The organism is Myroides phaeus (assembly GCF_009799805.1).
Classification (GTDB): domain Bacteria; phylum Bacteroidota; class Bacteroidia; order Flavobacteriales; family Flavobacteriaceae; genus Flavobacterium; species Flavobacterium phaeum_A.
Window position 1 is genome coordinate 1,095,872 of the sequence record NZ_CP047050.1, and the last position, 25,523, is coordinate 1,121,394.

Below are 25,523 nucleotides of genomic sequence, written 5' to 3' on the forward strand. Positions count from 1 at the left end.
ATAATGTAATCTGTTTTCTTCAAAAAAAGGATGTCTCTTCAAATCGATAGGCTATTCTAAAGTTTAGAATCCTTTTGAAAGGAGATATTCCTATTATGTATGATGCTAACCATTAGTAAGGTTATAATTTCAATTAATATCCTTAGAGGAGTTGTTTTTTGAAGGTGTAGTATAGGATTGCCTGAGTTTAGAATGACATTTAATCGTAATTGGGTTGTAAATAAGTCGTAATTCGTTCGGAAAAAAGGCTTGTAGGTGAGGTAATTACGACTTATTTCCGACTTAAATACGACTAATACACGTTTAAAGCCTTTGCTACTAAGATTTTTAGCTTGTTTTACTATACGGATTTTAGGGAATAGAAGTTGATAAAGAGAGTGTTTATTTTTTAATAGACTTGAATAAGGAAGTAATAAAAATGGCTATTGAGGTTCTCAATAGCCATTTTATATAAGTTTAATCGTTTAATTCGTAGTATTCATCGATGAGAGCATCTTTTTTATGAGAAGCCTGTACAGCTAATTGGTCACATCGTTCATTCATTGGGTGATTATTATGTCCTTTTACCCATTTAAAGTCTACTCGGTGTTGTCTATAAATTTTAAGAAAACGTTGCCATAGATCAGGATTTTTTTTGTCTTTATACCCTTTTTTCTCCCATGAGAACACCCATCCTTTAGATACTGAATCCACAACATACTTAGAGTCTGAGACAACAAGTACACTTGTTCCTGGATTTTTTAGTTTTTCGAGTCCCACAATAACAGCTAATAGTTCCATTCGGTTATTAGTTGTTAGACGGAATCCTTCAGAGAATTCTTTGAACACTTGTCGACCTGCCCATTCAAGAATTAACCCATAGCCACCAGGGCCTGGATTTCCACGAGAAGAACCGTCAGTGTATAATATAACTTGGTAATTATTCATCTAAGTTAGCAAACAATAGTTTTTCAATAATTATAGGAAAGTGTTTATGTTCTAACACTTGAACTGCTTTAGCAACATCATCAGGTGAGAAATTAGGAAGGACCGGAGTTGTGGCTTGAAAAATAATAGCCCCTTCGTCATAATTTTCATTTACAAAATGAATTGTAATTCCTGTTTCTGTTTCTTTATTATCAATAATTGCTTCATGAACAAAGTGGCCATACATACCTTTACCGCCATATTTAGGTAATAAAGCAGGGTGTATGTTAATCACTTTATTATAATAGTCTTTAAGTATTGCTTCTGGGAATTTCCATAAGAATCCAGCTAAAACAATTAAGTCAGGTTGAAATTCTTTTAGTTTTGAGGCAACAGTACCATCATTTAACATAGTTCTGTCAAAAATCGTAAAGGGAACATTTCTTTTTTCCGCTTTTTCTATTACCTTAGCGTTTTGGTTATTAACTAAAATAAGGTACTTATTTGCGATAGAATTCTGTTCAAAGTAATTGATGATGTTTTCTACGTTAGTGCCTGATCCCGAGGCGAATAGTGCTATTTTTTTCATGTTGTTGGTTGTTATTAAAAATAATAAAGTGCTGGAATTGAGTACAAAAAAAAGAATAATAACTGACAATAAATAGAAAAATAGCGATAAGTATTAATAATTTTTATAATTTCGCACCGACAATTAACATGGAAAATCAGGTTTTAAAATAAAGTTTTTTATTTTTGCCTACGAAATTAAATTTAAAATTAAAGATTATGTCAGACATTGCATCAAGAGTAAAAGCGATTATCGTTGACAAATTAGGTGTTGACGAGAACGAGGTTGTAGCAGAAGCAAGCTTCACTAATGATTTAGGAGCTGATTCACTAGACACTGTTGAGCTTATCATGGAGTTCGAAAAAGAATTCGATATTCAAATTCCAGATGATCAAGCAGAAAACATTGCTACAGTTGGTCAAGCTATCTCTTACATTGAAGAAGCTAAAAAATAATAACTAATATCCCACGTGTGTTGTAAAACATCACGTGGGTGTTATTATTTTTTTAATGACTAATTTTTATAGAAAAGAAAAGGACAGATTGGAAACAATCTAACGAATACAATCAAACAAACTACCCAATGTTTCCTTTTTTGTAAAGTGAAAGTTGGGATTTTTTTTTAAAGTACAAACCATAAAAGTTATTTTATGAAATTAAAGCGAGTTGTTGTAACAGGTTTAGGTGCCCTTACCCCAATTGGAAATAATATTCAAGAGTATTGGAACAACCTAATAAATGGAGTAAGCGGAGCTGCACCCATTACATATTTTGACGCTACCAATTTCAAAACTCAGTTTGCGTGTGAGGTTAAAAACTTCAACGTTGAGGATTATATTGAAAGAAAAGAAGCACGTAAAATGGATCGCTACGCTCAGTTTGCTATGGTTAGTGCTGCAGAAGCGATACAAAATTCAAGTTTAGACCTTGACGTTATAGATTTAGATAGAGCTGGAGTAATCTGGGGATCAGGAATTGGAGGATTAGATACTTTCCAAAACGAAGTAACTAACTTTGTTACAGGAAATGGTACTCCAAAGTTTAATCCATTCTTTATTCCAAAAATGATTGCTGATATTGCAGGTGGTCATATTTCTATGAAATACGGATTAAGAGGACCAAACTTTACTACAGTTTCAGCTTGTGCTTCATCTACGAATGCTATAATTGATGCCTTTAACTACATTCGTTTAGGTATGGCAGATATTATGGTAACAGGAGGATCTGAAGCGGCAGTTACTATTGCAGGAATTGGAGGGTTTAATGCTATGCATGCTTTATCTACAAGAAACGATGATCCACAAACGGCATCTCGTCCAATGGACAAAGATCGTGAAGGGTTCGTTTTAGGAGAAGGAGCAGGAGCAATGATCTTAGAAGAATATGAGCACGCGAAAGCGAGAGGAGCTAAAATCTATTGTGAGATAGGTGGAGGTGGAATGTCTGCTGATGCGCACCATTTAACAGCGCCACATCCAGAAGGATTAGGAGCAACGAATGTTATGCTTAACTGTTTAAGAGATGCTGGATTAGAGCCTAAAGATGTTGATGTTGTAAACTTACACGGAACTTCTACTCCATTAGGAGATATTGCTGAATCAAAAGCTATTTTAAAAGTATTTGGAGATCACGCATACGATATGAACCTTAACTCAACAAAATCTATGACAGGACACTTATTAGGTGCTGCAGGAGTTATTGAGGCTATATCAGTTATTCTTTCAATAGAACATGGTATCGTTCCACCAACAATCAATCACTTTACAGATGATGAAGCGATTGATCCTAAGTTAAACTTTACTTTTAACAAAGCGCAAAAACGTGATGTTAAAGTAGGTATGAGTAATACTTTTGGATTTGGAGGACATAACGCTTGTGTTCTTGTTAAAAAATTAGAAGAGTAAAATCATCGTTCAATGATGAAAAAGCTACTAAATAAGATTTTTAGAAATTCCCGTTCCTTCACTGTTGAAGACGGGAATTTTTGTCGTAATGTATATCAGATAACAGGAATTAAGCCTGCAGAGATGTTGTATTACAAAGTAGCATTTACACACCGCTCAATGAATTTGCTTGACGAAGCTGGTAATCCTATAAATTACGAGCGATTAGAGTTTTTAGGTGATGCGATGTTAGGGTCTGTAATAGCTTCCTATTTATATTTAGAAGTACCGAGTGGAGATGAAGGGTACTTAACAAAAATGCGTTCTAAAATTGTAAGCAGAGAAAACTTAAACCAAATTGGGAAAGATTTAAATCTGATTTCAAATGTAGAAAGTAAAATGGGTAACCAACAATTTGGAGAAAATATCCATGGAAACTTATTAGAAGCGTTAATTGGAGCTATATATTTAGATCGTGGATATCCGGCATGTGAAAAATTTATTCATGAGAAGTTGTTGTCAACTGTTGCTGATATTCAAAAATTAGAAACAAAAATCACAAGCTATAAAAGCTTGTTGATAGAATGGTGTCAAAAAAGAAAGCATTCTTTTAAGTACGATACATTTGAAGAAGATACTGCCGAAGATGTGAAATATTTCGGAGTAAAACTTTATATAGATGAGAAAGTAATTGCACGAGCAAGAGCTACATCAAAGAAAAAAGCAGAAGAAAAAGCTTCTCAGCGAGCTTATTTTGCATTGCAAGAGCAAATACAAAAATAGGATTATCAAGAAAAACTTAACAATTTGATAATCTATGTTGTCAGTCAATCTTAGGCACTGACAAAATAAAAGTTGTATATTTGTAATACACAATTCTCAGATGGGTATGGTAAAATATCGATTAGATGACTTAATTGATTATGATGATTATAAATTAATCGCTATTCATTCTTCGCGAAAAGAGGATTATAAAGTGGTATATTTTATAAATTCAGTTTTAGAAATTTTTTTAGAACGAAGTAAGAACGATGTAGATATTCATACAGAAGATGGACGAGCTACGTTTTCTTTTTTTGAATATGATGATATAGATCATCATGTTTATTGGAAGTTAGTTTCCAATAAAGCCTTTTTAACCCCAGAATCAGGCGTGGACTCTCCACTATTTACAAGTGTTCATCATCCAATAACAAAGCAAGGATATTTAGTTCCGGAATTAAAAGTAGTCGATTATCTAATTAAGATAGAAGAAGCAGATTACCAATTTGATATTGGTACAATCATTGAGAAGTTAAATTCAATCAAAATAATTTCTACTGCTTATGAAATAAAGCAGGAGACGTTAAAAAATAAAAATAACCTAATTTTTTAAAAATATGGTAATTCAAAAGAAGACAAAAATTGTAGCAACATTAGGACCAGCTTCAAGCTCGAGAGAAGTGCTACACGATATGATAAAAGCTGGTGTAAACGTATTTAGAATCAATTTTTCGCATGCAGATTATACAGATGTAGAAGAGAAAATAGAGATAATCCGTTCACTAAATGCAGAATTTGGCTATACAACATCTATTTTAGGAGACTTACAAGGTCCTAAATTAAGAGTAGGTGTTATGGCAGAGGATGTAATTGTTAATCCTGGTGATACAATTGTATTTTCTACAAAAGAAGAATTCAAGGGAGACGCAAATCGCGTTTATATGAATTATAAAAAATTCCCAACAGATGTAAACGCTGGTGAGAGAATTCTATTAGATGATGGTAAGTTGATTTTTGAAGTTGTTGAAACTAATCAAGTTGACGAAGTAAAAGCTAAAGTTATTCAAGGAGGGCCTCTTAAGTCTAAAAAAGGAGTTAACCTACCAATGACAAAGGTTTCATTACCAGCATTAACTGAGAAAGATATTAAGGATGCGATTTTCGCTTGTAAAATGCAAGTAGATTGGATGGCGTTATCTTTTGTTAGAACACCTGAGGATTTAATGGATTTACAGGCGTTAATTAATGAGCATTCAGATCATAAAATTCCAATTATAGCTAAGATTGAAAAACCAGAAGCAGTTAAAAATATCAAGAAATTGGTAGCTTATTGTGATGGTTTAATGGTAGCTCGTGGAGATTTAGGAGTTGAGATTCCTGCACAAGAGGTTCCATTGATTCAGAAAGAGCTTGTTCACGTTGCTAAGAATGCAAGAATACCTGTTATTATTGCTACGCAAATGATGGAAACAATGATTTCAAGTTTGACACCAACAAGAGCAGAGGTTAATGACGTTGCTAACTCTGTAATGGATGGAGCTGATGCTGTTATGTTATCAGGAGAAACTTCAGTAGGAAGTTACCCAGTACAAGTAATCGAAAAGATGACTCAGATTATTCAAAGTGTTGAGGATTCTCCAATGATTAGCGTTCCTCAAAGTGCGCCTACAATTAAAACAAACAGATACATTACTAAAAATATTTGTTATCACGCTGCTACAATGGCAAACGATATTGAGGCAAAAGCAATTTGTACGTTGACAAATAGTGGATATACAGCGTTCCAAATTTCTGCTTGGAGACCAAATAGTAATATTTTAGTTTTCTCATCAAATAAGAGAATTATTACGCAATTAAACTTATTGTGGGGAGTACAAGCTTTCTACTATGACAAGTTTGTAAGTACAGATGAGACAATTGAAGATATTAACCGTATGGTTGAAGAAAAAGGATTTGCTACAAAAGGAGATATGGTAATTAACCTTGCGGCAATGCCGATAATTGAAAAAGGAATGGTTAATACATTGCGTATTTCAGAAGTAAAATAAGTTTAGACGAAAGTTTAAATCAGTATATAAAAGCCCATCAACAAGATGGGCTTTTTTAGTTTTAGGGTATAAAAAAACTCCGAAGTTTTAAACTCCGGAGTTTTTTATTTTAAAGAGCTAAATGATTATTTAGCTTCAGCAAATCTTCTTGAAACTTCAGCCCAGTTGATTACATTAAAGAAAGCAGTAATGTAGTCAGGTCTGCGGTTTTGGTAGTTTAGGTAATAAGCATGTTCCCAAACATCCATTCCTAAAATTGGAGTACCACCACAAGCAACACCTGGCATTAATGGGTTGTCTTGGTTTGGAGTACCACAAACGTCTAATTTACCGTCTTTAACACATAACCAAGCCCATCCAGAACCAAATTGAGAAGCACCAGCTTTAGAGAAAGCTTCTTTGAAGTTAGCAAAAGAACCAAAGTCTTTATTGATTGCTTCAGCTAATTCTCCTGTAGGTTCTCCACCACCATTAGGTGTCATTACAGTCCAGAATAAGTTGTGGTTATAGAAACCTCCACCGTTGTTACGTACAGCAGCCTTAGTCATATCTAAATTCTTAAGGATTTCCTCAATAGACTTTCCTTCTAATTCAGTTCCAGCGATAGCTGCGTTTAAGTTAGTAGTGTAAGCATTGTGGTGTTTTGTATGGTGGATTTCCATAGTACGTGCATCAATATTTGGTTCTAATGCATCGTACGCATACGGTAGATTTGGTAATTCGAAAGCCATAATTCGTATTATTTAAAGATTAGTATTATTTTTATTTCAAATTTAAACATTTTATGCTTAATAGCGAAAAGTTGTATGTTTAATAAAAGTTAATGCTTAACGAATTTATAATGTCTGATAAAGCCTCATTTTCAATATATAACGCCTCTGCAGGATCAGGGAAAACACATACTTTAGTAAAAGAATACCTCAAAATCTTGTTGTTAGACAGGCAAGATGATGCGTATAAGAAGATTTTAGCAATCACTTTTACAAATAAAGCGGTAGCAGAAATGAAGACAAGGGTTGTTTCTTGTCTAAATGGTTTCTCTCAAGAGATTGTTCCAGAGAAATATATTGGAATGTTTGATCAAGTTTTAGAAGAGACAGGGTTAAAAGCTGATTTTGTAAAAGCGAAGTCAGGAAGAATTATCAAAAGTATTATTCATAATTATGCTTCATTTGATATTTCGACAATTGATAAGTTTACGCATAAGGTTATCAGATCATTTGCATTTGATTTAGAATTGCCAATGTCTTTTGAGGTGTCATTAGACTCAGATGAGTTGTTGCAAGAAGCAGTAGATGCTGTGATATCTAAAGCAGGAATAGATATGGAGCTAACAGACTTATTAGTAGATTTCTCTATTGATAAGGCTGATAATGATAAAAGTTGGGACATTAGTAAGGAGTTGAAAGACGTAGGAGCTTTGTTATTAAATGAAAATAACAGAGATGAGATTGCTTTGTTTTCGGAAAAAACATTAGAAGACTTTGTGAAAGTTCGAGATTTTTTGAGAAAAGAAATAAAGCGAATTACAGAAGCAACAAAAGAGCTTGGACAGTCTATTTTAGATTTGATTGAGGCAAAAGGAATAGATAAGACTTCTTTCTCAGGACAATATTTTGTTAAGCACGTTGAAAGAGTTGTTTTAGATACTGTTGGTGAAACTAAGCGATACCATGAATTTGATGAAGTTAAGATTAAGAAAGGAGCTAAAGATACAGAGCTGATAGAGGCGTATGTTGGAGATTTTTTAAAAATTTTAGCAGAAGTATATAGCAAATATGCTAAACGAGCTTTTTATCAAGCGTTTCTAAAGAACTTGACTCCACTTTCACTATTGAATACACTTGGATTGGAAATGGATAAGATTCAAGAAGAAAAAAATATATTGTCAATAACTCAGTTTAATGCAATTATTCACGAAGAAATACAGAATCAACCTGCGCCTTTTATTTATGAACGATTAGGAGAGAGGTATCATCACTTTTTCATAGATGAGTTTCAGGATACTTCAGAGATGCAATGGCAAAACTTAGTGCCTTTGATTGATAATGCATTGGCAGGCGAAGATTTAACTGGTACAAAAGGTAGCTTGATGATTGTAGGTGATCCAAAGCAGTCAATTTATAGATGGCGTGGAGGAAAGGCAGAGCAGTTTATAGCATTGAGTAAAGATGAAAATCCTTTTTCTAATCCAGATAAGCAGACTGTAAATCTTGGAAAGAATTACCGTAGTTATGCTGAAGTTATAAACTTTAATAATGATTTATTTAAAGATATCTCGAGAAACTTTATAAACGAAGATTATAAGGATTTATATGAAAATAATAGTTATCAAGAGGTTAATAGTAAGTCAGGAGGATATGTATCGATTGAGTTTTTAGAAAAGGAAAAAAATATAGAAGATGAATCAGTTGAAAAAGACGAACAATACGCTAAAGCAACGTTAGATACTATTCATAAGATTTTAGAGCAAGGGTTCGATTTAAAGGATATTGTTATTTTAACTCGAAAGAGAAATCACGGAGTTGTTTTGGCAAATTATCTGACAGAAAATGGTGTTGAGATTTTGTCTTCAGATTCATTGTTGATTAATAACGCCAGTGAGGTTAGGTTAATTATCAATGTTTTACGTTACTTAAAAAATGATAAAGATTTAGAAGCGAAGATGATGCTTCTTTATTATGTAGCAAGTAAAAAGAACCTTGGTGAAACGAAGCATGATTTCATTAAAGAAGGATTAGTAATTAGTGATGAAGAAGAATTTGGTGATTGGTTGAATTCACAATTAATACCAATTTCGTTTAATACATGTCGCGCTAAATCTTTGTATGACGCTGTAGAAGCCATTGTTCATGCTTTTATGCCAGAAAAGAGTACTAATTCATATGTATTATACTTTTTAGACTTAGTATTAGAGAAAAGTTTAAAGAGTCAGTTTGGTATAAGTGATTTTATAGACTATTGGAATACCAATTATCAAAAGTTTAGTATTCCGACACCAGAAGGAAGGAATGCCGTACAGATTATGACAATTCACAAGTCAAAGGGATTGGAGTTTCCTGTAGTGATATTCCCTTTTGCAGAAGAAGATTATTCAAGACCAAGTAGAGACAAGCTCTGGATTGATATAGACTCACAAGAAGATAATATAGCTTTTCCGAAAGCGCTGGTTGATTCAAAAAAAGAAGTAGTAGAGTATGGGCATCTTGCACAAGAACTTTATGAACGAAAAGAACAAGAGATGCTTTTAGATAATGTTAATGTGTTATATGTTGCATTGACAAGAGCAGAAGAACAATTGTATGTTATAAGCTATAAAAATGTATCGACAAAAGGAGAGTTTAAAAATAACTTATCTAAGTTCTTTCTCGATTTCTTGTTTTCAAAAGGGGTATATAATGATGTTGACTTAAAGTATAGTTTTGGAGAACCAAAACGACTATCAATTCCCCAAGGTAAGATAGAGGGAGAAGATAGTAAGCTGATAATGCCAGTAAAAGAGATCTTGAATTTTGATGCAATTAAGATTGCTCAACGAGAAGCCTTGATGTGGGATTCTACAAATTTACAAGCTATTGAATACGGGAATTTAGTTCATAAGTTGATGTCTTTTGTAACTTCTTATAAAGATGTGGATAAAGTAGTTCAGCAAGGGTTAGAAAATGGATTAATTCAAGAGGGTCAGAAAGAATATTTTAATAAGATTATAGCAAGTATTGTTTCTCATCCAGCGTTAACTGATTTCTTTTTAGAAGATAATATTGTTTATAATGAGCGAGTTATAATTGAACAATCTAAAAGGAATACGATTCCAGATAGGGTGGTTGTCCGAGGAAAAGAAGCAATGGTCTTAGACTATAAAACAGGGAAAGAAGAGGAGAAGTATAAACAACAAGTGAATACTTATGCCAAGTCATTAGAAGAAATGGGGTATAATGTAGTTAAAAAGGTACTACTATATACCGGAGAAGATTTAAAAATAATACATTTGTAGTTATTGAGTATTTAACAAACGCTAAAAAATATAAGTATGTACGGAGAAATTAAAGGTTATCTTCAAAAAGAATTAGCCGCTATTGAAGAGAATGGTTTATTTAAAAAAGAAAGAATCATCACTTCTCCACAAGGAGCAGAGATAACAGTATCTTCAGGAGATAAGGTTTTGAACTTTTGTGCAAATAACTATTTAGGATTGTCTTCTCATCCAGAAGTAATTCAAGCAGCAAAAGACACATTAGATACACATGGTTTTGGAATGTCTTCTGTTCGTTTTATTTGTGGAACTCAAGATATACATAAGCAATTAGAACAAACAGTTGCAGATTTCTATCAAACAGAAGATACAATTTTGTATGCTGCTGCATTTGACGCAAATGGAGGGGTTTTCGAACCACTATTAAGTGCGGAAGACGCAATTATATCAGATAGTTTGAATCACGCTTCAATTATTGATGGAGTTCGTTTATGTAAAGCTGCTCGTTATCGTTATGAAAATAACAATATGGCAGAATTAGAAGAGCAATTAATTAAAGCAAATGAAGCAGGACATAGATTTAAAATCATTGTAACAGATGGTGTTTTCTCAATGGATGGATTAGTGGCTCCTTTAGATAAGATTTGTGATTTAGCAGATAAATATGATGCTTTAGTAATGGTTGATGAATGTCATGCAGCTGGATTTATTGGAGCAACAGGAAAGGGAACTTTAGAAGCTAAAAAAGTAATGGGACGTGTAGATATTATTACAGGTACTTTCGGAAAAGCTCTTGGAGGTGCGATGGGAGGATATACTACAGGTAAGAAAGAGATTATTGAGTTATTAAGACAACGTTCTCGTCCATATTTATTTTCAAATTCATTAGCACCGATGATTGTTGGTGCATCGTTGAAAGTTTTTGAATTATTAAAGAATGATACTTCTTTACGCGATAAGTTAGAATGGAATACAAATTATTTCAAAAAAGGAATGAAAGAAGCAGGTTTTGATATCATTGATGGAGACTCTGCAATTGTGCCTGTAATGCTTTATGATGCAAAATTATCACAAGATATGGCCAATAAACTACTTGAAAAGGGAGTTTATGTGACAGGATTCTTCTATCCAGTAGTACCACAAGGTAAGGCGAGAATACGTGTTCAACTATCTGCAGCACATACGCAAAGTCACTTAGACAAAGCGATTGAAGCATTTGTAACAGTTGGAAAAGAGTTAAAAGTGATTTCTTAAAATTCCCTATAAAAATAAAAAATGCTATTCTTAACGAAATTTTTTGTAAATATTGTTTGAGAATTGTATTTTTGCTTATTATTACGGTAAAGTAAAAAATAAAAAGTTATGAAACATCTCAACAAATTATTTGCAGCTGCAGTACTTTGCGCTGGGTTTACAGCCCATGCTCAGGATGCTGATCATCCATGGGCAGTGACTGTTGGAGCTAACGCAGTTAACACGAAAGTAAGTGCGGCTAAAGGCTTCTCACACAGAATGGGTGGTTATTTTAACACTAGTGATTGGAACATTCTTCCTTCAGTATCTTACTTAAACGTTGGAAGATACTTAGGAGATGGTTTCTCTATTGGAGTTGCTGGGTCAGTTAACAAAATTGACAAATTCATCAAAGATGAAAACGAAGGGTATGAAAAATATAACCCAGGGGATTTAACTTATTACGGTATTGATGCTGAAGTTAAATACAGCTTTAAAGAAATTTTAAAATCAAAAGTAATTGATCCTTTCTTATTAGTAGGGGGAGGTTACACATTTATGGGTGATGCAAGTGCAGGTACTGTGAATGGAGGTTTAGGATTAAACTTCTGGTTTACGCCAAACATTGCATTAACTCTACAATCTACTTATAAACATTCATTTGATGATACAAGACTTCCAGATGTAGATGTTGCTTCACATATGCAACACTTTGCTGGTATTCGTTTCCAATTTGGAGGGAAAGACTCTGACGGAGATGGTATCTTAGATAAATATGATGAGTGTCCAGATGTACCTGGTTTAGCTGAGTTCAACGGATGTCCTGATACAGACGGTGACGGTATTCCAGATCATTTAGATGAGTGTCCAGACGTTCCTGGTTTACCAGAATTCAACGGATGTCCTGATACAGATGGAGACGGTATTCCAGATCATAAAGATGAGTGTCCAGATGTACCTGGTTTAGCTGAGTTCAACGGATGTCCTGATACAGACGGTGACGGTGTGCCAGATCATTTAGATGAGTGTCCAGAAGTTCCTGGTCCAAAAGAAAATAAAGGTTGTCCATGGCCAGATAGAGATGGTGATGGTGTGCCAGATCATTTAGACGAATGTCCAGATGTTCCTGGTCCAGCTTCAAACAATGGATGTCCTGAAATTAAAGAAGAGGCAGTAAAACAACTTAATGACTACGGTAAAACTATCTTATTCAATACAGGTAAATTTACTTTCCAAAATTCTTCTTACGCTGTTTTAGATAACATCGTTAAAATTATGAAAGAATACCCAACTGCTAAATTCCACATTGCTGGATATACTGACAGTACAGGATCTGACAGAATTAACGTGCCATTATCTGATAATAGAGCTAACGCAGTTAAAGTTTATTTAATTGAGAAAGGTATCGACGCAAGCCGTTTAACTTCTAAAGGTTACGGTTCTGCTGATCCAATCGCTTCTAACAAAACAGTTAAAGGACGTGAGTTAAACAGACGTGTTGAAATTCAATTAAAAAAATAATTGATTTAAACGTCATATAATTATAAGGAAACGCTTCGAGTTAATCGAAGCGTTTTTTTTATATCTTTATTTTATGAATACAACTTCTTTTTTAGATAAATTGAGCGCTCAGATAAAGGAAGATTTTCCTTTGTCTATGAATGATTTAGTCATTGTACTTCCCAATAAAAGGGCTAAAATATTTTTGTTAGAAGATTTAAAAAAATATTATAATACAAGTGTTTTTGCACCTGAAATTATTAGTATTGAAGACTTGATACAAAGTTTGTCAGGTATTCGTGCTATTGATTCAATAGAACTATTGTTTGAATTCTATATAGTGTATAGAGATATCCATGGGGAAGCTGCACAAGATTTTGACCATTTTGCAAATTGGGCAAAAATGTTATTACAAGATTTCAATGAAGTTGACAGATATCTATTAGATCCTAATTATGTTTTTTCATATTTAAAAAATATTGAAGATATAAAGCATTGGTCATTAGATCCTGAGCAAAAGACTGACTTGATTAGTAGTTATTTAGAATTTTGGGATAAAATGCCTTTGTATTATGATAAGCTTTATACTCGATTGATTGAAAAGAATATAGGGTATCAAGGATTGATCTATAGAGAAGCTGTAAATAAGCATAAAGAGTTCATTAAGGCAAATAATAAACAATATTATTTTGCTGGTTTTAACGCTCTTAATGCTGCGGAAGAAGTTATTATTCAGTATATTCTACTTGAAAAGAGAGGGAAGGTTTTTTGGGATATTGATCAATATTTTATGAATGATCCCTATCATGATGCAGGGTTATTTTTGCGTAGAATTAAGAGGAATTGGTCTCATTATCAAAGGAATCCTTTTGAATGGATTGTAGATGAGTTCTCTCAAGAAAAAAATATTACAGTAATTCAAACACCTAAAAGTGTAGGTCAAGCTAAAATAGCTGGACAAATTGTAGAATCTATCTTAGATAATAGTCCTAAGTTAGAGAAAGTTGCAGTGGTTTTAGGAGAGGAGAACTTATTGTTACCTGTTTTGCATAGTTTGCCAAATCAAGTTAGTAGTTTGAATATTACAATGGGGTATAGTGGAAATAGTAATCCTGTACAGATTCTATTAAATAAGATATTCAAGATGCATTTATCTGCCATTAGAAGATCCGGAAAGCAGTATGTCGTTTATTATAAAGAGATTTTAGATGTATTAAGTAATCCAATATTGAATGTTGTTATTTCTGGTGAATCTATTGTCAAGGAAATTAATAATAAGAATATGACTTTCTTTACGCTTAATAGATTTGAAGAATGGATTAATGATACTACTTCTCCTTTGAGAAAGCTTGTTTTTGAATCATGGAAAGAGAAGTCTCCTTTGGATATTCTTCAAACTTTAATAGATATTGTTCTTGTAATTAAAAATAATCTTAACGATGAAATTGATAGTGAGCGGTTAAGTAAGACTTTTTTGTATTCGGCTTATCAAATGCTAAATCGACTTATTTCATACTGTCAAAAGTATAGTTTTATTACAAGTTTTGAAACTCTATACGCTTTATATAAACAAGTTATGGATATGGCAGAGGTGTCTTTTGAAGGAGAGCCTTTGCAAGGACTTCAAGTAATGGGGGTTTTAGAGAGTAGAGTTTTAGATTTTGATACAGTGATAGTTACTTCTGTAAATGAGGGTAAGTTTCCTGCTGGAAAGTCTCAAAACTCCTTTATACCATATGATATAAAACGTGAAATAGGATTGCCTACTTATAAAGAGAAGGATGCTATTTATAGTTATCACTTCTATCATTTGTTATTACGTGCTAAAAATGTTTATTTAATCTATAATTCTCAAGCTGATGGTATGGATGCAGGTGAGAAAAGTAGATTTTTGACGCAGTTAGAAGTTGAGCAATGTAATAATCACAAAGTTGAGTATGTTACATATTCAGCTGATTTACCAGATAAAGCATACGAAGCAATTGAAATTCCTAAATCATCAAAGCTACAAGAGGAGCTAAAAGAAATTTCAATTGGTAAAGGTTTTTCTCCTTCAGCTTTGTCAAACTATTTACGTAATCCAATACAGTTTTATATGCAACGAGTTTTACGTATACGTGAGGTAGAGGAGGTGGAAGAAAGCGTTGCTTTGAATACTTTAGGAACCATTATTCACAATGCTTTAGAGAATTTATATAAACCTTTTGTAGGTGCAAGATTAACTATTCCGATTATACGTGAGATACAAAAACAGGCAGATAATGAAGTTCAAACCCAATTTGAAGAAGTTTACAATAGTGATAAAGAGAAAATGGGAAAGAATCTTTTAGCTTTTGAGGTGGCTAAAAGAAATGTATATCATTTTTTAAATGAAGAGGTTAGTAGATTAGAAAAGGGAGATGATGTATTGTTATTAGAGCTTGAAACAGAGTTAAAGCTGACATTAGAAGATAGTCGTTTGCCATATCCAGTTAATTTATTTGGTTTCGTAGATAGAATTGAAGAGAGAAATGGGGTAATACGTATTATAGATTATAAAAGTGGGAAAGTAGAGTCAAATAATGTTAAGTTAAGTACATGGGAAGGTTTGACATTAGATTTAAAAAACGATAAGATTATTCAGCTTCTATGCTATGCATTAATGTATGCCCAAGGAGATGAGAATAAGTCTTTTGAAGCTGGAATTTATTCGTTTAAGAATAGACGTGAAGGATTTCTTTTCTTTGGTGTTCGTAATGGGAAAGAAATTGATCATAGCATTACAAGTGAGACGTTATCTTTTTTTAAAGAAGAGTTAGTAACTTTGATATTGACAATCTTAAATCCAAAAGAAAGTTTCTTAGAAGAAATAAAATAGGAAAGGAGAGGTGTGCAGCACCTCTCCTTTCCTATTTTAAAAATGTTTTTAATGCGGTCAATAATTCTTCTTTAGCTTCAATATGTAACATGTGTCCACCATTTAGAGTAATTAAATCATCGTTTTTGTTGTCAATTTGAGTGATGGTGTCATCGTATACCATAACTGGATCTTTGTCTCCAAGTATAAATTGTATTTTAAATGGAGCAAAATGTAATAAGACTTCGCGATCTGTTCTCGTTTTCATTCCTTCTAAAGCAGCTACAATGCCTTGTACAGGTGTTGTAAGAGCATTATTTAGATGTTGTTCAATTTCAGTTACTTTTGATGTTCTAATATGGAGTTGAAATTGATTTCCAACAGCCATTTTGACGAAGAGGTCACTATTTTTCTTTATTATCTCTATGGCTCTATCTCTATTTTTCTTTTTTTCAGAAGGATCTGCTCTTGTTGTTGAGGCAACTAATATTACTTTTTTTACAAAATCGGGATAAAGCTCTCCAAAAGCTAAAGCTACATATCCCCCCATAGAATGACCAATAAGCGTGACTTTTTTTAGGTTTAAATGAGAAATAACTGCAAAAACAGCATCTGCCATATCTTCCATGCTATGGATATATCCAATACAGTCTGTTTTTCCATGTCCTAATAAGTCAATAGAAATTACACGATATTTTTTGGATAGACTTTCTATGTAATAGTTCCACATTGTTGCGTTTTCAAGAAAACCATGTAAGAATATTAAGGAGCTTCCTTTTCCTTTGTCTATAAACGCAAGGTCAATGTTTTTGTAATTTATCTTGATTAATCCCATTCTAACATATTTGTTTGCAAATTTATGAGTTCCCTTATATAATCAAAATAAAATTCAATATGTTGTCTGTCAAGTAATATATAAGTTTATTTAAATTCATTCTTAATTAAAGAAAGCTGTTATATTTGTAACAAATCAAAAAAGTATAAAATAGATGAGAAATATAGTTGTAGTTCTTTTGTTGGTATGTTCATTTGGGTTTGCACAAACAGGAAGGCCATATCAGATTTATAATCAAAAAGGGAAAAAGGTTAGTTATGATAAAATGATCAAGGAACTGGCGAAAGAAGATGTTGTATTATTCGGTGAGTATCATAATAATTCAATAGGACATTGGTTACAATTACAAACTACAAAATCATTAGGGAAGATAAAGGGTGTCGTGTTGGGAGCAGAAATGTTTGAAGCGGATAATCAAATCGGATTAGATAATTATTTGCAAGGTTTTGATAATGAAGAGCAATTTAATAAAAGTGTTAGGTTGTGGAATAACTATCAGACAGATTACAGACCTTTAGTTGAGTATGCTAAAGATAATAAGCTTAGTTTTATCGCAACTAATGTGCCGAGACGCTTTGCAAGTATGGTGTATAAGAAAGGTGTTGAGTCATTAGATACATTGAGTTTGCAAGAAAAACAATGGATTGCTCCATTGCCTTTTCCTTATGATAATAGTCTACCGGGTTATCAAAAGATGATGACAATGTTTGAAGATCACGCAGATGAGAATATGCCTAAAGCACAAGCTATAAAAGATGCTACAATGGCACATTTTATTATTCAAAATGCGAGAAAAGGACAATTGTTCTTACATTTTAACGGTTCATATCATAGTAATAACTTTGAAGGAATTGTTTGGTATTTGAAAAAGTACAATTCTACTCTCAAAATTGCTACAATTACTATGGTAGAAGGGGATGATGGGGTACAATTCACCCCAGATAATTTAGGTTTAGCTAACTTTATTATTGTTGTTGATGCGAACATTTTAAAATCTTTTTAGTTTTTTTTAACTAAAAAGATTGTTTAGTCTTAAATAGTATGATTATTGCGATTTGTTTCGTGATTTTTGTTGTGTTTTTCTCTGTTTAAACTCAGTATAAATAGGGCTTTGCTCGTTGTGCATAACGTTAATAAGCTGTATTTTTGAGAGATTTTTTCAAGAAAAACAATTAAAATTACATTATGGCAAAATCTGCACTTTTAAAGTCATCCTTAGCGAAGAAGTATTGGATGGCTCTTACAGGGTTATTTTTATGCTTGTTTTTGGTTGGTCACTTGGTGGGAAACCTTCAATTGATTTTTGGTGATGCTTCAAAATTCAATGAGTACGCATTATTCATGACAACTAATCCAGCAGTAAAAGTATTATCTTATGTTACGTATATTTCAATCTTGTTCCACGCGATTGATGGTATCGTTTTAACAATTCAAAACAAGAAGGCACGTCCAATCGGATATGCTAAAAACAATGCTGCTGCTAACAGCTCATTTTCTTCAAGAAACATGGCAGTTTTAGGTACTTTATTGTTAGTGTTCATCGTTACTCACATGGTTAATTTCTGGGCTAAAATGCATTTTTCTGAAATGCCTTTGCAAACAGTAGAAGTTACAATTGAGGGACAAGAACCAGTACTTGTTTACAAAACAGTACAAGAACAAGCAATTCCTGTTACAGCTGTTGAAATGGGACAGTTAGAAGTGAAGGGAACTCAGTTTTTCCAAGCGAATACAGACTTGAAAGTTGCTGACGGTTACAAAGATTTACACAAAATTACAATTGAGTTTTTTAAAGACCCAAGTACAGGACTAATCAGTACTATCTTGTATGTAATTGCAATGATTGTTCTTGGATTCCACTTATCTCACGGATTTGCAAGTGCATTCCAATCTTTAGGGGTAAACAATCCAAAGTATAACGGATTAATTAAATTAGGAGGATACTTATTCTGCTATTTAGTTCCAGCATTATTCGCTATTATTCCTTTATATATTCACTTTATTAAATAGTCCTAAAGAAATTGATTATGAAATTAGATTCTAAGATACCTAATGGACCACTTGATAAAAAATGGTCTGATTATAAAAATCATATAAAATTAGTTAACCCTGCAAACAAACGTAACATTGATGTTATTGTTGTTGGTACTGGATTAGCTGGAGGATCAGCTGCTGCTACATTAGCTGAGTTAGGTTATAATGTAAAAGCATTTTGTTACCAAGATTCACCTCGTCGTGCACACTCTATTGCTGCTCAAGGGGGGATTAACGCATCTAAAAACTACCAAGGTGATGGTGACTCTGTTTACAGATTATTCTATGATACTGTAAAAGGTGGTGACTACCGTGCACGTGAAGCTAACGTTTACCGTTTAGCTGAAGTTTCAGAAAATATTATTGACCAATGTGTGGCTCAAGGTGTACCTTTTGCTCGTGAATACGGAGGTCTTTTAGATAACCGTTCTTTTGGTGGTGTGCAAGTATCACGTACTTTCTACGCTAAAGGACAAACAGGACAGCAATTATTATTAGGGGCTTATTCTGCAATGAACCGTCAAATCGGTCGTGGAAAAATCCATATGTACAACCGTCACGAAATGTTAGACATTGTACTTGTAGATGGAAAAGCAAGAGGTATTATTGCTCGTAACTTAATTAATGGTGAGATTGAGCGTCACTCTGCTCACGCTGTTGTAATTGCAACTGGAGGATATGGTAACGTATTCTTCTTATCTACAAATGCAATGGGTTCAAACGTTACTGCTGCTTGGAAAGCACATAAACGTGGAGCGTACTTTGCTAACCCTTGTTTTACACAAATTCACCCAACTTGTATCCCTGTAACTGGAGACCACCAATCAAAATTAACTTTGATGTCTGAGTCATTACGTAATGACGGACGTATTTGGGTTCCTAAGAAAATGGAGGATGCAGTAGCTATTAGAGAAGGTAAATTAAAGCCAACTCAAATTGCTGAAGAAGATAGAGATTACTACTTAGAAAGAAGATATCCATCTTTTGGTAACTTAGTACCTCGTGACGTTGCTTCACGTGCTGCTAAAGAAAGATGTGATGCTGGATATGGAGTAAACGCTACTGGTGAAGCTGTATATTTAGATTTCGCTTCTGCTATTGACCGTTACGGAAAAGAGCAAGCAAGATTGAAACACTTAGATGAAAACGACGCTAAACTTGTTTACAAATTAGGTAAAGACGTTGTTGAAAATAAATATGGTAACTTATTCCAAATGTACGAGAAGATCGTAGATGAGGATCCATATACAACTCCAATGATGATTTATCCTGCAGTTCACTATACAATGGGTGGTCTTTGGGTAGATTATGACTTAATGTCTACAATCGAAGGATGTTATATTTTAGGTGAAGCTAACTTCTCTGATCACGGAGCTAACCGTTTAGGTGCTTCTGCTTTAATGCAAGGATTAGCTGATGGTTATTTCGTTTTACCTTACACAATTGGTAACTACTTAGCAGACGATATCCGTACTGGTGAAATTCCAACTGACTTACCTGAATTCGAGGCAGCTGAGAAAAACGTACGTGGTATGATTGATCACCTTTTAACAAATAAAGGTTCTCATTCAGTTGACTACTTCCACAAAAAATTAGGTAAAATTATGTGGGATAAAGTAGGTATGGCTCGTAATGCTCAAGGATTAACTGAGGCGATGGCTGAAATTGCTAAGCTAAGAGAAGATTTCTACAAAGACGTAAAAGTTTCTGGTACTGCTGATAGCTTTAACCAAGAGCTTGAAAAAGCGTTAAGAGTAGCTGATTTCTTAGAGTTAGGTGAATTATTTGCGAAAGATGCTTTACACCGTGAAGAATCTTGTGGAGGTCACTTCCGTGAAGAGCACCAAACTCCTGATGGAGAAGCAAAACGTGATGACGAAAACTTCGCATACGTTGCTGCTTGGGAATACAAAGGGAACCCAAGTGATGCAGTGCTTCACAAAGAAGACTTGGTTTATGAAAACATTAAATTGGTAACTCGTAGTTATAAATAATATTGAGACAAAGATTTTTTAATCTTGTCTTATTGTAAAAATTCGATACAAATGAATCTTACACTAAAAATATGGCGTCAATCCAACGCTAAAGTACAAGGAAAAATGGTTGATTATAAAATCGACAACGTTTCTCCTGATATGTCTTTCTTAGAAATGCTTGATGTTTTAAACAACGAGTTAATCGAGAAAGGTGATGAGCCAGTAGCTTTTGACCACGACTGTCGTGAAGGTATTTGTGGTATGTGTTCATTATTTATTAATGGTGAAGCTCACGGACCTGATAGAGGTATTACAACTTGTCAGTTACACATGAGAAAGTTTAAAGATGGAGATACTATCTACATTGAGCCTTTTAGAGCTAAAGCTTTCCCTGTAATCAAGGATTTAGTTGTAGACCGTACTGCTTTTGATAAAATTCAACATGCAGGTGGTTTCGTTTCTGTTAATACATCTGGAAACACACAAGATGCTAACGCAATTCCTATTCCTAAACACGATGCAGACCGTGCTTTTGACGCTGCTACTTGTATTGGATGTGGTGCTTGTGTTGCTACATGTAAAAACTCTTCAGCGATGTTATTCGTTTCTGCTAAAGTTTCTCAATTCGCTTTATTACCGCAAGGTAAAGTTGAAGCAGCTGACCGTGTTATGAACATGGTTGAAGAAATGGATGCTTTAGGATTTGGTAACTGTACTAATACAGGAGCTTGTGAAATCGAATGTCCAAAAGGTATTTCTCTTGAGAATATCGCTCGTATGAACAGAGAGTATTTAAAAGCAAGTTTGAAGTAATTCAACTCAATTATAGAAAAGCCCGTGTATTTATTACACGGGCTTTTTTTATGGAGATAAGTCATCTGTATTGATCAAACTTTACAAAAATATTTGTAAACTTTTATTCAGATAGGCTTTTGAAAAGAAGAGCTACTTCAGCTTTCTTTTCTTATTTTTGAATTTATTAATCAAACGATAATGACAATGAAAGTAGCATTAATACAAGCGCCATTAGCGTGGGAAAATATAGAGGAGAATAAACAGTCATTCATACAGAAGTTAAATGCAATAACTGAAGGTACACATCTTGTTGTATTACCAGAGATGTTCACCTCAGGCTTTACAATGCATCCAGAGCGAGTTTCTATTGCAATGTCAGATAAGTTTATTGTAGAGTTAATATCGTTGTGTAAATCGCGTAATTTTGCTTTAACAGGTAGTATTGTTATTGAGGAAGACAAGAAGTATTACAACCGTATGTTTTTTATCTTTCCTACAGGGGAAGTCAAGACCTATGATAAGCGCCATTTGTTTTCTTTAGCTGGGGAAGAAAAGGTTTATACAGCAGGCCAAGAAAGATTGATTGTGGAGTATAAAGGGTGGAAAATATGTCCTCTTGTTTGTTATGATTTGCGCTTTCCTGCTTTTAGTAGAAATGTAGGAGAGGTATATGATTTGTTACTTTATGTTGCAAGTTGGCCAGACCAGCGTATCTACGCGTGGGATTCTTTGATTAAAGCGCGTGCGATAGAAAATATGTCTTACGTAGTTGGAGTTAATAGAAGTGGCTCTGATGAGAATAACAATGTGTATTCAGGTCACTCACAAGTTTTAGATACTTTAGGTAATTATCTTGTAGAACCATTAGTAGGAGAACAGGTAGTTTACATTGAATTAGATAAAGAAAAACAAGATAAGTTACGTCATCGTTTAGGATTTTTAAAAGATGCCGATGATTTTACCTTGTTGAGATAACAAAAAAATACTAAAAAGCCTCTTAGTAAATAGTTACTAAGAGGCTTTTTTATTGATGATAAATCTTATGTTAGAAAGACTTATTATAAGGCGATTTGTTCATTAATATCCCAGTTAGCGCGAACATCTATTTGCTCTGGGAAGTAAACAGTTTCTTCAGGTTCTTTACGATCCCAGAAATAACCGGAATCCCATTTGCCATTTTTATTGTCGTCATAAGTTACACGAATGTAGTATTGACGAGGAGGCAATGCTGTAAATTCAAATGTATTCTTATCTTCACTGTATTGACTTGCAATTACTTTTTCTCTTTCATCAAGTAACTCTACAATAATAGGAAAGCGTTTTACTCCAGTAAATGTTAAGGCTAAATTCCCATAATCAGTCATTGCCAATGTTTTTACATTAAAATTAAGCGTATCGTTTTTAGTACCAAAGAAATCTGTTAATGCACCTGGCATTAGATTTACAGTGTAGGCGTTGTTTTCTTCTCTATCGAATTTCAAAGAAAGTTTTTGCTCAAGGGGTAATTGTTCTAATGAAAAAGGAACTGCTACTGTATCTTTATTAAAAATAGAGATTAATGCAGAGTTGATATCTTTTATAGGAGTAGTTGTCTCAATTGTAAAGTCAGAAATAAAATCTAACGTACCTGATTTACCTGAAACTTTAAGAGAATCTACTTCTTTCATTTTTACTCTTGGTTTCACAGTAAAAGTCTTTGTATAGTCGTCTTTTTTTGCTGTAATTAAAAGTGAGTCAGCTTCAATTTTAGGGAACCAAACTTGTAAACTATCTTTTTCTTTTAAATAAGAATATGCGTTTGGAATAACTTTCTCTCCTTTTTTAACTTCAATTGATACATTATCTGGGTTACCAATATAGGGTAAGTACCATTTGTTTTCAGAAATTTGTGAAGGTCTTGATGCTTCAAATTTCTCATCTGATTTAAAAAGAGTTAATTCAAACTCCTTGTCAGTTGGAATTTGAATAGAGTCTTTAATAAAAGCAATTTTATCTTGTTTTGGGTCAAACTTATAGTCGTTGTTTTTATCCTTTAAAGCAATTAAATAGTAAGTTCCTTCCTTAATATTTTCAATAGTAAACGTAGTTAAACTATCTAAAGTATTCGTTACATACAATGGTTTTTGTGTGTAAATGGTAGAATCTTTAAACGACTTTGCATCATAAAGCATCACATTAACGAAGTTATCAGCTTTAAATTTGTTAGCAGATTTAATAGTACCAGATACTTTTAAAGAATCGATATAATCTCCTGTAGAAAAAACGTATTTAAATTGTTTTAAAACGTTCCCCTCATTATTGTCTATGATAGCATCTCCAAAGTTGAAACTATAAGTTGTATTAGGAGCTAATGTATCTGTAAATTTAATAGTAACGGTTTTTTTTGCAAGACCCATTGGCTGGATATCAGGCATCTTTTCCAATGGAGGAGAGATAATTACGTTTTGATTTGCATTTTTAATCTTTACAAATTCATCAAAATCAATTTTGATCTCATTCTTATTAAAGTTTGTTGAAAAGTTTTTAGGGGTACTACCAACCATTACAGGTGGAATAGTGTCTTTATCACCTCCAGAAATAAACCCTCTTTTCGCACAGTTAGACAATGTAACTGCACAAATAATAGTAAAACAACATAAGAAGTATATGCGAAACTTAGACATAGTTATAATTTAAAGGACAAATTAACAACTATATTTTTTAGTTAGAAAATAACAGATATTAAAACTTTTAAATGGTTGATGCTAAACAGAGAATAGTAATCTTTGAATTGGGTATTTTTAGTAAAATTTTACTACAAGCTTCTAATGTACCTCCTGTTGTTAAGATGTCGTCAATTAACAAGAAGTGATTGGTTTCAAAGTTTTGCTGCTTAATGTCCAGAGCAAATTCTTCTGTATTATTTTTAAGTCGTTGAAATCTGTTTTTTTTAGTTTGTGAAGTGGTTTTAATCTGTTTGATTAACAGTTTATCGTTTATTGGTATATCAAAATGTTTAGATAAAGCTTCTGCAAAACCCGTAACTTGATTATAACCTCTTTTTTTTAGCTTCTTTTTGTGTAAAGGAACAGGGATTATTTCTGTTATAGTAGACAACATAGACAAGTTAGTTAGTTGATAACAATAGAGTTTTCCTAAGAAATCACTTATTTCAGAGTGATTGTTATATTTTAAATTGTGTAATAATCTCTGAACAATACCTCCTTTTGAATAATAAAGCATACACGATCCAAATTCGAGGGGTACTCTTCCGTAAAACTTCATCATCGTTGTGTTTTCATCGCTTGTATGTTCCATTGTGAAAGGCAAATTATCTCGGCAGGAAAAACAAATTACTTCTTCATTTTTGAGCAAGTGCTGTTTACAAGCTAAACAACACTTGGGAAATAGAAGGTTTACGAGATTATTTAGCATAGTTAACGAGTTGAAAATGTAATGCTTAATAAAATTAGAAAAAAATCAGCTGTTATAATACTCAATATCAAATATCTTTGTTGGATAATGAAATATTAGATATGAATTTAGAAGCAGTAAAGAAAGAAGTTATGCAATTGATGGTATTGATTGCTCAAAATAAAAAAGAAGAAGCTAAAGAGTTAGCAGAGTCTGTATTAGAAATGATAAACGAAGGGTTAGACTTTGCAGCTACAGATGAAGATTTAGTACAATGGGGTAAGTTAGAGAAAATTGTAAATGAATTAAAAGGGAAAATTGCTTAATGGAACAAGTAGAAAAATGCTATTGTGGTAGTGGTCTTACTTTTGAGTTATGCTGTGAGCCATTTTTAAACAATAAAGTAATACCTGATTCAGCTGAAAAATTAATGCGTTCACGTTATTCGGCTTATGTTGTTGCAAATGCAAGATATATTATTGATACCACTCACCCGAAAACAAGGCATTTTCACAGTAGAAAAGCAATTCTACAGTGGTCAAAGGAGAATACGTGGGAAAAATTAGAAATTATATTAAGTGAGGTAAATCGAGTGGTTTTTAAAGCTTACTTTAAAGATAGTGGTGAAATAAGACAAATTCATTATGAAAATTCTCTTTTTGAGAAACTTGGAGAGAAATGGTACTATGTATCAGGTACTTTTGAGGAGTAAAACCACTAAAATAAAGAAACATTTAATGAAAATTACTTTGTAACTTAGTGAAAATATAAAATTATAGCA

General features: G+C 33.1%; 22 protein-coding genes. 16 read left to right on the forward strand and 6 right to left on the reverse strand.

The window, feature by feature from the left end; all coding sequences use genetic code 11:
* Positions 1-456: 456 nt before the first annotated feature.
* Both rnhA and GQS07_RS05000 read right to left on the reverse strand, forming a co-directional pair.
* Positions 457-927 (reverse strand): ribonuclease HI, encoded by a 471-nt coding sequence (gene rnhA / locus GQS07_RS04995; RefSeq protein WP_090409923.1) that lies wholly within the window; start codon positions 925-927, stop codon positions 457-459.
* On the reverse strand, positions 920-1,495 hold the full coding sequence (locus tag GQS07_RS05000) for a phosphoribosylglycinamide formyltransferase (RefSeq protein ID WP_158209869.1): 576 nt from the start codon (positions 1,493-1,495) through the stop codon (positions 920-922). Before GQS07_RS05000 ends, rnhA begins: the two co-directional genes overlap by 8 nt.
* 197 nt (positions 1,496-1,692) lie before the next feature.
* On the opposite strand from GQS07_RS05000, the gene GQS07_RS05005 reads away from it, so the two are divergent.
* From GQS07_RS05005 to pyk, 5 genes are all read left to right on the forward strand, one after another.
* Positions 1,693-1,929, forward strand: a complete 237-nt coding sequence (locus tag GQS07_RS05005) for an acyl carrier protein (RefSeq protein WP_002988156.1) — start codon at positions 1,693-1,695, stop codon at positions 1,927-1,929.
* A gap of 195 nt (positions 1,930-2,124) precedes the next feature.
* Positions 2,125-3,378, forward strand: a complete 1,254-nt coding sequence (gene fabF / locus GQS07_RS05010; RefSeq protein ID WP_158209870.1) for a beta-ketoacyl-ACP synthase II — start codon at positions 2,125-2,127, stop codon at positions 3,376-3,378.
* Positions 3,379-3,393: 15 nt separating this feature from the next.
* Positions 3,394-4,140 carry a ribonuclease III gene (gene rnc / locus GQS07_RS05015; RefSeq protein WP_158211329.1) on the forward strand — a complete coding sequence of 249 codons (747 nt, stop codon included), beginning with the start codon at positions 3,394-3,396 and terminating at the stop codon, positions 4,138-4,140.
* A 100-nt stretch (positions 4,141-4,240) separates the two neighbouring features.
* On the forward strand, positions 4,241-4,732 hold the full coding sequence (locus tag GQS07_RS05020; RefSeq protein WP_158209871.1) for an IPExxxVDY family protein: 492 nt from the start codon (positions 4,241-4,243) through the stop codon (positions 4,730-4,732).
* A gap of 4 nt (positions 4,733-4,736) precedes the next feature.
* Positions 4,737-6,167: a pyruvate kinase gene (gene pyk / locus GQS07_RS05025; protein WP_158209872.1), complete on the forward strand. Its 1,431-nt coding sequence runs from the start codon at positions 4,737-4,739 to the stop codon at positions 6,165-6,167.
* 125 nt (positions 6,168-6,292) lie between these two features.
* Here pyk and GQS07_RS05030 read toward each other — a convergent pair whose 3' ends face one another.
* On the reverse strand, positions 6,293-6,898 hold the full coding sequence (locus GQS07_RS05030) for a superoxide dismutase (RefSeq protein ID WP_158209873.1): 606 nt from the start codon (positions 6,896-6,898) through the stop codon (positions 6,293-6,295).
* A 110-nt stretch (positions 6,899-7,008) separates the two neighbouring features.
* Here GQS07_RS05030 and GQS07_RS05035 point away from each other — a divergent pair, with 110 nt between their 5' ends.
* The 4 genes from GQS07_RS05035 to GQS07_RS05050 all read left to right on the forward strand — a co-directional run bounded on the left by GQS07_RS05035 (position 7,009) and on the right by GQS07_RS05050 (position 15,730).
* Positions 7,009-10,161: a UvrD-helicase domain-containing protein gene (locus GQS07_RS05035; RefSeq protein ID WP_158209874.1), complete on the forward strand. Its 3,153-nt coding sequence runs from the start codon at positions 7,009-7,011 to the stop codon at positions 10,159-10,161.
* 36 nt (positions 10,162-10,197) lie between these two features.
* On the forward strand, positions 10,198-11,394 hold the full coding sequence (gene kbl, locus GQS07_RS05040; RefSeq protein WP_158209875.1) for a glycine C-acetyltransferase: 1,197 nt from the start codon (positions 10,198-10,200) through the stop codon (positions 11,392-11,394).
* Positions 11,395-11,502: 108 nt separating this feature from the next.
* On the forward strand, positions 11,503-12,894 hold the full coding sequence (locus tag GQS07_RS05045) for an OmpA family protein (RefSeq protein ID WP_158209876.1): 1,392 nt from the start codon (positions 11,503-11,505) through the stop codon (positions 12,892-12,894).
* A gap of 73 nt (positions 12,895-12,967) precedes the next feature.
* The gene (locus tag GQS07_RS05050) at positions 12,968-15,730 is read left to right on the forward strand and encodes a PD-(D/E)XK nuclease family protein (protein WP_158209877.1); all 2,763 of its coding nucleotides are present in this window, start codon (positions 12,968-12,970) and stop codon (positions 15,728-15,730) included.
* A gap of 31 nt (positions 15,731-15,761) precedes the next feature.
* Here GQS07_RS05050 and GQS07_RS05055 read toward each other — a convergent pair whose 3' ends face one another.
* Complete coding sequence (locus GQS07_RS05055) at positions 15,762-16,544, reverse strand: alpha/beta fold hydrolase (protein ID WP_158209878.1); 783 nt, start codon at positions 16,542-16,544, stop codon at positions 15,762-15,764.
* Between the two features lie 154 nt (positions 16,545-16,698).
* On the opposite strand from GQS07_RS05055, the gene GQS07_RS05060 reads away from it, so the two are divergent.
* The 5 genes from GQS07_RS05060 to GQS07_RS05080 all read left to right on the forward strand — a co-directional run bounded on the left by GQS07_RS05060 (position 16,699) and on the right by GQS07_RS05080 (position 22,324).
* Positions 16,699-17,547: a ChaN family lipoprotein gene (locus GQS07_RS05060; RefSeq protein WP_158209879.1), complete on the forward strand. Its 849-nt coding sequence runs from the start codon at positions 16,699-16,701 to the stop codon at positions 17,545-17,547.
* Positions 17,548-17,729: 182 nt separating this feature from the next.
* Entirely contained in the window at positions 17,730-18,554 is an 825-nt protein-coding gene (locus GQS07_RS05065; RefSeq protein WP_158209880.1) for a succinate dehydrogenase cytochrome b subunit, read from the forward strand.
* Between the two features lie 17 nt (positions 18,555-18,571).
* On the forward strand, positions 18,572-20,572 hold the full coding sequence (locus tag GQS07_RS05070) for a fumarate reductase/succinate dehydrogenase flavoprotein subunit (protein ID WP_158209881.1): 2,001 nt from the start codon (positions 18,572-18,574) through the stop codon (positions 20,570-20,572).
* 51 nt (positions 20,573-20,623) lie between these two features.
* Positions 20,624-21,367: a succinate dehydrogenase/fumarate reductase iron-sulfur subunit gene (locus GQS07_RS05075; RefSeq protein WP_158209882.1), complete on the forward strand. Its 744-nt coding sequence runs from the start codon at positions 20,624-20,626 to the stop codon at positions 21,365-21,367.
* 186 nt (positions 21,368-21,553) lie between these two features.
* A complete protein-coding gene (locus GQS07_RS05080) occupies positions 21,554-22,324 on the forward strand; it encodes a nitrilase family protein (RefSeq protein ID WP_158209883.1) in 771 nt (256 codons plus the stop codon).
* A gap of 83 nt (positions 22,325-22,407) precedes the next feature.
* Here the strand turns inward: GQS07_RS05080 and GQS07_RS05085 are convergent, their stop codons facing one another.
* Together GQS07_RS05085 and GQS07_RS05090 are read right to left on the reverse strand one after the other, a co-directional pair.
* Positions 22,408-24,012 carry an Ig-like domain-containing protein gene (locus GQS07_RS05085; RefSeq protein WP_158209884.1) on the reverse strand — a complete coding sequence of 535 codons (1,605 nt, stop codon included), beginning with the start codon at positions 24,010-24,012 and terminating at the stop codon, positions 22,408-22,410.
* 67 nt (positions 24,013-24,079) lie between these two features.
* A complete protein-coding gene (locus tag GQS07_RS05090) occupies positions 24,080-24,646 on the reverse strand; it encodes a ComF family protein (protein ID WP_233269311.1) in 567 nt (188 codons plus the stop codon).
* A gap of 218 nt (positions 24,647-24,864) precedes the next feature.
* Between GQS07_RS05090 and GQS07_RS05095 the strand changes: the two genes are divergently transcribed.
* Positions 24,865-25,068, forward strand: a complete 204-nt coding sequence (locus tag GQS07_RS05095) for a hypothetical protein (RefSeq protein ID WP_158209885.1) — start codon at positions 24,865-24,867, stop codon at positions 25,066-25,068.
* On the forward strand, positions 25,068-25,454 hold the full coding sequence (locus GQS07_RS05100) for a YchJ family protein (protein ID WP_158209886.1): 387 nt from the start codon (positions 25,068-25,070) through the stop codon (positions 25,452-25,454). The genes GQS07_RS05095 and GQS07_RS05100 overlap by 1 nt, the downstream gene beginning before the upstream one ends.
* Positions 25,455-25,523 lie beyond the last annotated feature (69 nt).

What these genes read in the sequence shown, in the direction of transcription:
- GQS07_RS05050 (WP_158209877.1), top strand. Translation starts at nt 12,968, where the DNA reads ATGAATACAACTTCTTTTTTAGATAAATTGAGCGCTCAGATAAAGGAA.
- GQS07_RS05035 (WP_158209874.1), top strand. Translation starts at nt 7,009, where the DNA reads ATGTCTGATAAAGCCTCATTTTCAATATATAACGCCTCTGCAGGATCA.
- GQS07_RS05090 (WP_233269311.1), bottom strand. Translation starts at nt 24,646, where the DNA reads ATGGAACATACAAGCGATGAAAACACAACGATGATGAAGTTTTACGGA.
- GQS07_RS05065 (WP_158209880.1), top strand. Translation starts at nt 17,730, where the DNA reads ATGGCAAAATCTGCACTTTTAAAGTCATCCTTAGCGAAGAAGTATTGG.
- kbl (WP_158209875.1), top strand. Translation starts at nt 10,198, where the DNA reads ATGTACGGAGAAATTAAAGGTTATCTTCAAAAAGAATTAGCCGCTATT.
- GQS07_RS05095 (WP_158209885.1), top strand. Translation starts at nt 24,865, where the DNA reads ATGAATTTAGAAGCAGTAAAGAAAGAAGTTATGCAATTGATGGTATTG.
- GQS07_RS05045 (WP_158209876.1), top strand. Translation starts at nt 11,503, where the DNA reads ATGAAACATCTCAACAAATTATTTGCAGCTGCAGTACTTTGCGCTGGG.
- GQS07_RS05075 (WP_158209882.1), top strand. Translation starts at nt 20,624, where the DNA reads ATGAATCTTACACTAAAAATATGGCGTCAATCCAACGCTAAAGTACAA.
- pyk (WP_158209872.1), top strand. Translation starts at nt 4,737, where the DNA reads ATGGTAATTCAAAAGAAGACAAAAATTGTAGCAACATTAGGACCAGCT.
- rnhA (WP_090409923.1), bottom strand. Translation starts at nt 927, where the DNA reads ATGAATAATTACCAAGTTATATTATACACTGACGGTTCTTCTCGTGGA.
- GQS07_RS05030 (WP_158209873.1), bottom strand. Translation starts at nt 6,898, where the DNA reads ATGGCTTTCGAATTACCAAATCTACCGTATGCGTACGATGCATTAGAA.
- GQS07_RS05060 (WP_158209879.1), top strand. Translation starts at nt 16,699, where the DNA reads ATGAGAAATATAGTTGTAGTTCTTTTGTTGGTATGTTCATTTGGGTTT.
- GQS07_RS05000 (WP_158209869.1), bottom strand. Translation starts at nt 1,495, where the DNA reads ATGAAAAAAATAGCACTATTCGCCTCGGGATCAGGCACTAACGTAGAA.
- GQS07_RS05005 (WP_002988156.1), top strand. Translation starts at nt 1,693, where the DNA reads ATGTCAGACATTGCATCAAGAGTAAAAGCGATTATCGTTGACAAATTA.
- GQS07_RS05100 (WP_158209886.1), top strand. Translation starts at nt 25,068, where the DNA reads ATGGAACAAGTAGAAAAATGCTATTGTGGTAGTGGTCTTACTTTTGAG.
- GQS07_RS05055 (WP_158209878.1), bottom strand. Translation starts at nt 16,544, where the DNA reads ATGGGATTAATCAAGATAAATTACAAAAACATTGACCTTGCGTTTATA.
- rnc (WP_158211329.1), top strand. Translation starts at nt 3,394, where the DNA reads ATGAAAAAGCTACTAAATAAGATTTTTAGAAATTCCCGTTCCTTCACT.
- GQS07_RS05085 (WP_158209884.1), bottom strand. Translation starts at nt 24,012, where the DNA reads ATGTCTAAGTTTCGCATATACTTCTTATGTTGTTTTACTATTATTTGT.
- GQS07_RS05020 (WP_158209871.1), top strand. Translation starts at nt 4,241, where the DNA reads ATGGGTATGGTAAAATATCGATTAGATGACTTAATTGATTATGATGAT.
- fabF (WP_158209870.1), top strand. Translation starts at nt 2,125, where the DNA reads ATGAAATTAAAGCGAGTTGTTGTAACAGGTTTAGGTGCCCTTACCCCA.
- GQS07_RS05080 (WP_158209883.1), top strand. Translation starts at nt 21,554, where the DNA reads ATGAAAGTAGCATTAATACAAGCGCCATTAGCGTGGGAAAATATAGAG.
- GQS07_RS05070 (WP_158209881.1), top strand. Translation starts at nt 18,572, where the DNA reads ATGAAATTAGATTCTAAGATACCTAATGGACCACTTGATAAAAAATGG.